The organism is Helcococcus sueciensis DSM 17243, assembly GCF_000423145.1.
Lineage (GTDB): Bacteria > Bacillota > Clostridia > Tissierellales > Peptoniphilaceae > Helcococcus > Helcococcus sueciensis.
In genome coordinates, this window is sequence record NZ_AUHK01000044.1 from 1 (window position 1) to 1,352 (window position 1,352).

Sequence of the window (1,352 nt, forward strand, 5' to 3'; positions counted from 1 at the left end):
AGTAAATACTTGATTTCTCTACCAACTTTTCCTTAGAAAGGAGGTGATCCAGCCGCACCTTCCGATACGGCTACCTTGTTACGACTTCACCCCAGTTATTGACCCTACCTTCGGCGTCTGCCTCCTAAAAGGTTAGCTCGACGACTTCGGGTATTGCCAACTCCCATGGTGTGACGGGCGGTGTGTACAAGACCCGGGAACGCATTCACCGTGGCATTCTGATCCACGATTACTAGCAACTCCGACTTCATGTAGGCGAGTTGCAGCCTACAATCCGAACTGAGATCTGTTTTCTGCGATTTGCTTACCCTCACGAGTTCGCTGCGCTTTGTTCAGACCATTGTAGCACGTGTGTAGCCCAAGACATATAGGGCATGATGATTTGACGTCATCCCCACCTTCCTCCGGTTTATCACCGGCAGTATCTCTAGAGTCCCCAACTTTACTTGCTGGTAACTAAAGACGAGGGTTGCGCTCGTTACGGGACTTAACCCAACATCTCACGACACGAGCTGACGACAACCATGCACCACCTGTATACACGTCTCCGAAGAGAGGATCCTATCTCTAGGATTTTCATGTATATGTCAAGCCTTGGTAAGGTTCTTCGCGTTGCTTCGAATTAAACCACATGCTCCGCTGCTTGTGCGGGTCCCCGTCAATTCCTTTGAGTTTCATACTTGCGTACGTACTCCCCAGGCGGAGTGCTTATTGCGTTAGCTGCGACACTGAGATTTGACTCCCAACATCTAGCACTCATCGTTTACTGCGTGGACTACCAGGGTATCTAATCCTGTTTGCTCCCCACGCCTTCGTACCTCAGCGTCAGTTTGATTCCAGAAAGTTGCCTTCGCCATTGGTGTTCCTCCATATATCTACGCATTTCACCGCTACACATGGAATTCCACTTTCCCCTCATCTACTCAAGTTATCCAGTATCTAAACCTTACATTGGTTGAGCCAATGCCTTTTAATTTAGACTTAAATAACCGCCTACGTACCCTTTACGCCCAATAATTCCGGACAACGCTTGCCCCATACGTATTACCGCGGCTGCTGGCACGTATTTAGCCAGGGCTTGCTTCTTGGTTACAGTCATTATCTTCACCAAGGACAGTACTTTACAATCCGAAGATCTTCATCGTACACGCGGCGTCGCTGCATCAGGGTTTCCCCCATTGTGCAAAATTCCCCACTGCTGCCTCCCGTAGGAGTCTGGACCGTGTCTCAGTTCCAGTGTGGCCGTTCAACCTCTCAATCCGGCTACTGATCATCGCCTTGGTAGGCCTTTACCCCACCAACTAGCTAATCAGACGCGAGACCATCTTTCACCGATAAAATCTTTAACATAG

1 rRNA gene is annotated in these 1,352 nt (G+C 49.3%); it reads right to left on the minus strand.

Going from position 1 to position 1,352, the window contains the following annotated elements:
* Window positions 1–36: 36 nt before the first annotated feature.
* A 16S ribosomal RNA gene (locus G534_RS08185) occupies window positions 37–1,352 on the minus strand; the annotation flags it as partial.